Origin of the sequence: Kitasatospora sp. NPDC092286, assembly GCF_044755565.1 — a bacterium.
Taxonomy (GTDB): Bacteria; Actinomycetota; Actinomycetes; order Streptomycetales; family Streptomycetaceae; genus Kitasatospora.
In genome coordinates this window covers 19,192-27,706 of sequence record NZ_JBIVRD010000064.1, presented here as the reverse complement: position 1 = coordinate 27,706, position 8,515 = coordinate 19,192, and the positions used below count along the sequence as shown (strand labels likewise).

The 8,515-nt window shown below is 72.7% G+C and carries 3 protein-coding genes; 2 read left to right on the top strand and 1 reads right to left on the bottom strand.

Annotated features, from left to right (window positions below; translation table 11 throughout):
* The first annotated feature begins 153 nt into the window (after nucleotides 1-153).
* The gene (locus ACIQIB_RS37175) at nucleotides 154-3,402 is read left to right on the top strand and encodes a ricin-type beta-trefoil lectin domain protein (protein ID WP_400763519.1); all 3,249 of its coding nucleotides are present in this window, start codon (nucleotides 154-156) and stop codon (nucleotides 3,400-3,402) included.
* A 205-nt stretch (nucleotides 3,403-3,607) separates the two neighbouring features.
* Nucleotides 3,608-7,570, top strand: coding sequence for a beta-N-acetylglucosaminidase domain-containing protein (locus ACIQIB_RS37170; RefSeq protein ID WP_400763517.1), 3,963 nt, complete (start codon nucleotides 3,608-3,610; stop codon nucleotides 7,568-7,570).
* Nucleotides 7,571-7,706: 136 nt separating this feature from the next.
* Here ACIQIB_RS37170 and ACIQIB_RS37165 read toward each other — a convergent pair whose 3' ends face one another.
* Complete coding sequence (locus ACIQIB_RS37165) at nucleotides 7,707-8,351, bottom strand: HNH endonuclease (protein WP_363613241.1); 645 nt, start codon at nucleotides 8,349-8,351, stop codon at nucleotides 7,707-7,709.
* Between the last annotated feature and the right edge of the window lie 164 nt (nucleotides 8,352-8,515).

Below are 8,515 nucleotides of genomic sequence, written 5' to 3'. Positions count from 1 at the left end.
CGCTGGACTCCACCAGCGCGACCGCGTCCCGCTTGAACTCCCCCGAGTACCTCGCAGCACCCATGAGGACATCCTCTCCACGGACCCGAAGATCCGCTTCTCAGAAGTGTCCACAAACAGGGGTAAAGCCCACAGGAGGCCTACCCCGAGACCATGGAGTACAACGGCACCCAGTACGACCAGGACAAGCCCGCCGCCGGCTACTGCGGTTACGTGGACGCGGCGAACCCCTGCGAGAAGGTGGGGCGCACCCGCGCCTACTTCCAGATCGGCCTCAACTCGCAGTTCTGGAACTCCACCGTGCTGAGCGCCAGGCTCTACGCCAACGTGGTGCGCTCGTCCAGCCCCTCGACGTCCACCCCGATGGGCCTGTACTCGACCGGGTCGGGGAACAGCAACCCGATCAACCAGTGGACCCGGTGGAACGCCCAGCCCTGCCAGACCGGCGCCGTCATGCAGAACTGCGGCAAGGTCGGCATGACCTTGAGCAAGGGCACCGGCGGTATCGAGTTCGACGTGTACAGCCAGATGACCCAGGCCGCGCGCGAGCACTGGGGCGGCTGGACCTTCGGCTTCGCACCCGACGACGAGTCGAACAAGTACTACCGTCAGCGGTTCGCCAACAACCCGCACGTCGTGGTCGTCTACGACATCGCACCGTACGTCGGGTCACCGGCCACCAGCCCGACGCCGGGCTTCGCCTCCAACAGCGACTACAACAACCCGTGCAGGACCCCCGGCACCACCAACCCGTGGGACAACCCCGGCTGGATCGGGGCCAACACGGACATCAATCTGAGCGTCGACACCCGGTCCCCCACCAATGAGCAGCTCTGGACCACGTTCAAGATCTGGGACGACGACAACGGCGGCTCGGCCGCGTTCTCCGAGACCGGCTGGGCTGCCAGCTCGGGCAGGGTCACCAGGAGCGTCGGTTCGCTGATCGACGGCCACCAGTACGGATGGTTCGCCGTCACCGACGACGGAACGCTGCACAGCGACTACAGCGACATGTGCTTCATGCGCATCGACCGGACGCCGCCGACCGCCCAGGTCACGTCGACGGACTTCCCGGAGTCCGGCACCCTCGGTGGCCACCCGAAGGCCGTCGGCGAGGAGGGCAGCTTCGTCCTCACCGGCACCGACCCGGCCCCGGCCGCTGGCGGCCGCTCCTCAGGGCTGGCCTGCGCCCGCTGGACCGCAGACCCCGTCCAGGCGGCCGCCACCGGGTGGAACTGCAACGACGGCGGCAACGTCGTCAAAATGAACGCGAACGGCAAGTACGTCCTGAAGGTCAAGCCAGACCGCTGGGGCACCCACTTCCTCTACCTACAGACTCAGGACAATGCCGGCAACATGTCCCAGCCGGTCGTCTACACCTACTACGTGCCGAGCAACCCGAACGCGCCCGCGCCGATCATGGGTGACATCGACGGCGACAAGAAGGCTGACGTACTGCTGCCCGACGGCGCCGGCAACCTCCGTCTGGTCGGCGCCAACGCCGATCCGTTCGCGGCACCGAACGCCAAGCCGGAGTCCGCTCCCAACACGACAAGTTGGGGCAACGTCCAGGTCACCCACCGGGGCTCGTTCAGTAGCCGCAACGTCGACGACATGATCGCGCACGCACCCGGTGCTGCGGAGCTCTATCTGTACGCCAACGACGAGACAGCCGCTCACCTCGACGGCCAATCCTCAGTGCAGCAACCGAAGTCGAGGCAATGCGCCCTGCCTGACACCACGCCGATCACATGCGCAGACTACGGCAACATGAACGACTGGTCCGCCGTCACCCAGATCTCGGCGTTCGGCTCTCCGTCCGGTGACAGTCCTGAGCCCACAGGCACCGGGCTTCCCCGTCTGCCACGCTCGTCCATGCTCTTCATCGAGAACGGCAGGCTCTGGCTCGCCATGTCGTCGAGCGTCAAGCAGCTCGACGGCCCGGCCGTCCTGCTTTCCCAGAACAACCAGGACTGGAACTCCTACGACCTGATCACCCCCGGCCCGGCCAAGGGAACGGACATGCCCACCGTGTGGGCTCGTTCCAAGAACGACGGATCCATCCACGCCTACCAGCTGAGCAGGAACGCATCGGGCTTCGACACCGCCGCGTTCGCCGACCCCACCAAGGGCTGGCTCGCCAACGGCGTCGACCCCAAGCTGTACCCGAAGGTCGGCTCCAACGGCGACCTCACCGGCGACGGTGTCCCCGACCTCTGGGCCGTGGACAACAATCAGCAGTTGGTCGCTTGGGCCGGTATCGGCACCAAGGCCCCCGGCACCGACAAGAGCGGCCCCACCGTGACCGGTCTGGCCTCGGCCCCGGTGGTCCTCGGCAACCTCAACCGCCCGGTCGGCAACTGGCTGGCCGCGCCGAACGGCGGCAACAGCGTCGTGGACGGCCAGGGCAAGGCCAACGGCACTGCCTCCGGCGTCGGCTGGGTCGCGGACACCGTGGGCGGCAGGCCCACCACCGTCGCGGCGTTCAGCCCGGGCAACGGCTCGAACATCACCATGACCGGCCCCGTGGTCGACACCCGCAGGAGCTTCACCGTCTCCGCCTGGGCCAAGTCCGGCCCCGCCGGAGGTGTCATAGCGAGCCAGAACACCGGCCGCGCCAGCAGCTTCATGCTGTACAGCGACGCCGGACGGACCTGGACGTTCGCGCTGGCCAAGGGGGACGACGACGGCTGGCCGTACGACTGGACGAACACGGTCAACACCAACGCGGCGGTCCGGACCGGCGTCTGGACCCAGCTCAGCGCCTCCTACAACGCGGACACCGGGCTGATGTCCCTGTACGTCGACGGCGTGCTCGCAGCAACGGGCTACCACAAGAAGTCCGTCAGCCCGCCGTCGTCGGGACCATTCGTGCTGGGCCGCTACCAGTACCAGGGCAAGCCGAGTTCCGCCTTCGACGGCAGCGTGAGCAGCACCGCCGTCTACCCGTTCGCGGTGAGCCCGGCGGCGCCCGGCACCAGCGGCCTCATCCGCTCCGGTGTGGATCAGGGGATGTGCGCCGACGACAACGGTTTCGGCACCGCCGACGGCACCGCGATCCAGCTCTGGACCTGCCACGGGGACACCTCGCAGCAGTTCTCACTGGGCAACGACGGCTCCGTCCGGGTGCTCGGCGGCTGCCTGACGCCGGTGAGTGCCGGGCGCGACAACGGCACGAAGATGGAGTACCGCACCTGCAACGGCACGGAGTCGCAGAAGTGGATTCCGCTCGCCAACAACGCGCTCTTCCACCCGGACTCCGGCCGCTGCCTGGACCTGCCGGCCTGGAGCGCGGTCAACGGCAACCGGCTGCAGCTCTGGGACTGCCACTTCGGGGCGTCCCAGCAGTGGGTCACCTCGACCCTGCGGACGGCCGTCCTCCCTGCTCCGCCGCGCTCGTGACGGCCGAGCCACGACCGGGAGCCTGACGGTTCACCCCGGGCCCGCGACGCCGGTCGGTGTCGCGGGCCCGGGGTGTGTTCGGGGGCGGTCTTTACAGATGATCAAATAGGACAAACTTGGCATAGCCGTCGGTGACATTGACACCGGAACACCCAGCTGGTGGGCTTTGGCCGCGATGTGGTTCCAGCCCGGCGAGGAGGCTCCTGTGCAAGCCCGAGTATCCGTCTTCGCCGGGCGGCGGCTGCGGCAGCAGGTGGAGCAGAGTGCCGCGCTGCGGGATGTGCTCCAGCATCCGGCGGCGGTCTCGGCGCGGCAGGTGACGGCGCGGACCTGCCGCCAGCTGGCGCCGCGGACGGCGGACCGGCTGATCGCGGATCTCAAGGGGACGGAGCCGTTGCTGGCCTCGGTGCGCGCCGAGCGGGCGGCGGCCGACCGGCCGGGGGCGCCGGGCCGGCGGACGCTGCGGCTCGCGGCGACGCTGTCGGCGGCGGCCGTGGTCGGCGGGCTGCTGGCGGGGTCCGTGCCGTCGGTGGCGTACGCGGCGGCGCCGGGGCCGGATGTGGTGAGCAGCGCGCCGCAGACCCCGCTGGGCAGTGTGAGCAACCCTCAGGTGTTCCCGCGGCCGCAGGAGCAGAGTGTGGCCGGGAAGCCGGTCGCGGTGCCCGCGGCGGTGACGCTGGTGGTCGCGCCGAAGGCGGACCACGGTGCGGTGGACGCCGTCCGGGAGGTGCTGGAGATCGCCGGGGCGACCTCGGTGACGCCGCAGGAGGAGGCCGACGCGCCGGCCGCCGGTTCGCTGGTGGTGTACGTCGGCGGGCCCGCCGAGGGCGCGGGCGGCGCGGTGGACAGGGTGCTGCGCGGGCTGACCGCGGCGGCCGGCGGCAAGGACGTCGCCGCGCCCTCGCCCGGCGGGCTGCCGGCCGGCGGGTACGTGCTGTCGGCCGGTCAGCTGCCGGCCCAGGGCGGCGGGACGTACGGCGCGGTGGTGCTGGCCGGCACGGACGCGGCCGGGACGTTCTACGCCGCGCAGAGCCTGCGCCAGCTGCTCGCGGCGGTGCCGGCCGGGCAGGGGCAGGCGCCGGGTGCGGCCGGTCTCGGCCTGCCGGGCATCACGCTGCGCGACTGGCCCTCGGGCGCGCCGGTGCGGGGCACCGCCGAGGCGTTCTACGGCACCCCGTGGAGCCAGCAGCAGCGGCTGGACCAGCTGGACTTCCTCGGCCGTTCCAAGCAGAACTTCTACCTCTACGCCCCGGGCGACGACCCGTACCGGCTCTCCCGCTGGCGCACCGCCTACCCGCAGGCGCAGACCGAGGAGCTGCGCGCGCTGGGCGCCCGGGCCTGGCGCAACCACGTCACCCTCGGGTACTCGATCGACCCCGGGCAGTCGTTCTGCTACAGCTCGGGCCGGGACGCGGACGCGCTGGTGGCCAAGCTGGACGGGCTGCGCAAGCTCGGCTTCACCGCCTTCCAGCTGCAGTTCCTGGACGTCAGCTACGACGAGTGGCACTGCGGCGACGACCGCTCCAGGTACGGCACCGGGCCGGCCGCCGCCGCCAAGGCGCAGGCCGAGCTGGTGGCCAAGGTGCAGGACCGGCTGATCGCGAAGAACCCCGGGCTGGCGCCGCTCACCGTGGTGCCCACCGAGTACCACCAGCAGGGCACCACGCCCTACCGCAAGGCGCTGGCGGCCGCGCTGCCGGCCGGGGTGCAGGTCGCCTGGAGCGGTGTCGGGGTGATTCCGGAGAAGATCACGGGCGCTCAGGCCGCCGAGACCGGGGACCTGTACGGGCACCCGCTGGTCACCATGGACAACTACCCGGTCAACGACGCCACCCCGGACCGGCTCTTCCTCGGCGCCTACACCGGGCGCGACCCCGGGGTCGCCACCCGCTCCGCGGCGATGCTCACCGGCGCGATGCGGCAGCCGGTCGCCTCCCGGATCGCGCTCGCCACCGCGGGCGACTTCGCCTGGAACCCGTCCGGTTACAAGCCGGACGAGTCCTGGCAGGCCGCGCTGCGCTCGCTGGCCGGCCCGACCGGCGGCGGCGCCACGCCCGCCGGGGCGGCGCTCGCCGCCGTCACCGCGCTGGCCGGCAACAGCTCGTCCTCGCCGCTGTCCAAGCAGGAGTCCGGCTACCTCACGCCGCTGCTGGAGCGGTTCTGGGCCACCGCCGAGCCGAACGCCGGCGCCGCCCCCGACCTCGCCAAGCTGATACAGGCGGCGGCCCCGCTGCGGGAGGCCTTCGCCGCGATGGCGGACGCCCGGCAGACCCTGGCCGCCACCCAGGCCACCGCCCCGCTGGCCGCCGAGGCCGCCCCCTGGCTGGCCCCGCTGCACGACTACGGCCTGGCCGGGCAGGCCGCGCTGGACATGCTGCTGGCCCAGCACGGCGGCGACGGCCCGGCCGCCTGGAAGGCCCGGGTCGAGCTCAACAAGTTGCGCGAACAGCTCGGGCAGAGCCCGGCGACGGTCGGCGCGGGCGTGCTCGACCCGTTCCTGGAGCGCGCCGTCGCGGCCGCCGACACCTGGGCCGGTGTGGCCGGTGGCGGCGTCACGCCGACCACCACCCTGGGCACCGCGCACGACCACCTGCCGGCCCTGATGACCGACGGCGTCGCCGACACCTTCTACTGGAGCTCGGCACCCCCGCAGCCCGGCGACTCGGTGGGCCTGGACCTCGGCGGCGGCCGCCCGGTCGGCAGTGTCACCGTGCTGATGGGCTCCTGGGGCAGCGGCCCGGACGGCGCCAGCGCGATCGACGACTACATCCGCGACGGTGTCCTGGAGTACTCCACCGGCGAGGGCGGCTGGAAGCAGCTCGCCCAGGTGAAGAACCAGAAGAGCGTCACCGCGCAGCTGCCCGCCGGGACGGTCGTCCGGGCCGTGCGGCTGCGCGCCACCGCCGCGCAGAAGACCGCCGTGGCGGTGCGCGAGTTCTCCGTCACCGCGCCGGACGACGCCCCGGCCAGCGTCTCCGGCGGCCCCGGCGCCCTGCCCGGCTCCTCGCCGTCCGCCGTGCTGGACGGCAACCCGGACACCGCCTACCGGGCGGCCACCGCGCCGACCGCGACGGACGAGCCGCTCACCGTCGAGCTGGGCGCGGCCCGCCCGCTGGACCGGCTCACCGTGCTCACCGACCCGGGTGTGCGGGCCACCGCCGCCGTCTCGGTGCGCCATGCCGACGGCACCTGGGTGCAGATCGGCACCGTCCAGCCGGGCTACAACGAGCTGTCGGCCGGCGGCCAGGTCGCGGACGCGTTCCGGCTGGCCTGGAAGCCCGGCGGGGAGCCTCCGGTGGTCAACCAGGTGATCCCCTGGTACGCGGACGCCCCGGCGGCCCGGCTGAGCCTCTCCGACCCCGCGCTGGACGTGGTGACCGGCGCGGCCGCCCCCACCCAGACCCGGGTGACGGTCGAGGCGGGCCGCCCGGAGGGGACCGCCGGCGAGCTGCGGACCGAGGTGCCGGCCGCGGCCAAGGGCCTCACGGTGGCCCCGGCGGCCGGGCTGACCGTGCCGCGCGGGGGCCGGGTGGGCGTGCCGCTGCTGGTCACGGCCGCGCCGGGGACGCCGTCCGGGACGTACCAGGTGCCGGTGCTGTTCGTGGCCGGCGCGACCACCGTGCGGCAGGTGCTCCAGGTGCACGTGGTGCCGCCGACCGGCGGCCCGGACCTGGCCGTCGGCGCGCAGGCGACCTCCTCGGGCGACGAGACCTCGTCCTTCCCCGCCTCGGCGGTGGCCGACGGCGACCCGAAGACCCGCTGGTCCTCGCCGGCCCGGGACGACGCCTGGGTGCGGCTGGAGCTGCCGCAGGCCGCCCACCTGGGGGCGGCGGTGCTGCACTGGCAGGCCGCGTACGCCTCCGCGTACAAGATCCAGACCTCGCCGGACGGCGTCACCTGGACCACGGTGGCGACGGTGGACGACGGCAAGGGCGGTGACGAGACGGTGCGCTTCGACGCGCCGGGGGCGAGGTTCCTGCGGGTGCAGGGCGTGGCCAGGGCCACCAAGTACGGCTACTCGCTCTGGGGCGTCGAGCTGTTCGCCGTCACTCCGGAGGCCCCGCCGGCCGGTCAGCCGAACCAGCCCGGTACGCCGGGTGCGCCCGGCACCCCCGCCCAGCCGGTGACGCCGCCGGTGGCGCCCGGCACCCCGCCGCAGAAGCCGTAGCGGAGTCCGCGGCGCAGTCCGTCGCGGAGTCCGCGGCAGGCCCCGGACGGCGGGCCGCCGCGCTCCCCGGGGCGGGGTGCGCGGCGGCCCATGAGGCGTACCGGAGATATGACGGGCAAGCCCTTGTGGAGCGGGATCAGGCGGAGAGCGGTTCGGGATGCTCACCGCGGCGGACGGGGGGCTGGTGGGCGGAGTGCGCCCGGCCGAGGGGCACGGGGTGCGCGGCCTCGGTATGGTCGTGGTGCTCGTACTCGCCCCACTGCGGGGCGCGCATCAGGTCGCCGCCGCCGTAGGGCTCCAGATAGGGCCGCCAGCGCGGGTCCTTGATCCCGGTGCCGATGATGCGCCAGGCCAGCCCGCTGGGCGGGGCCGGTGGGCGCTTCATCCGCCAGCCGAGTTCGGTGAGGTGGCGGTCGGCCTTGGTGTGGTTGCAGCGGCGGCAGGCGGCCACCACGTTGTCCCACCGGTGCTGGCCGCCCCGGCTGCGCGGGATGACGTGGTCGACGCTGGTGGCGGCGGCCCCGCAGTAGACACAACGGCCGTGGTCACGGGCGAACAGCGCCCGGCGGGTGAGCGGGACGGGCCCGCAGAACGGGACCCGGACGAAGCGGGTCAGACGGACGACGGACGGCGCCGGAAGGGCGCTGGTGGCGCTGTGCAGAGTGACTCCCGAGTCCTCCAGGCTGACCGCCTTGTGGTTGAGGACCAGGATGAGTGCGCGGCGCATCGATACGACGCCGAGTGGCTCGTAGGACGCGTTGAGGACCAGGACATGCGGCACGGATGCCTCCTTGGACGCCTGCGGCGCGTGGCTCGCGCCGGGACGAGCGGTTGGATCACACAGCGGGTGCGTGATCTCCCCCAGTGTCGCCTTACGCCTTTGTACGGCGCCACCACTCCTGTGTAACGGACCTGACGTGAACTCCGGGTGTGGCTTCTGTCATA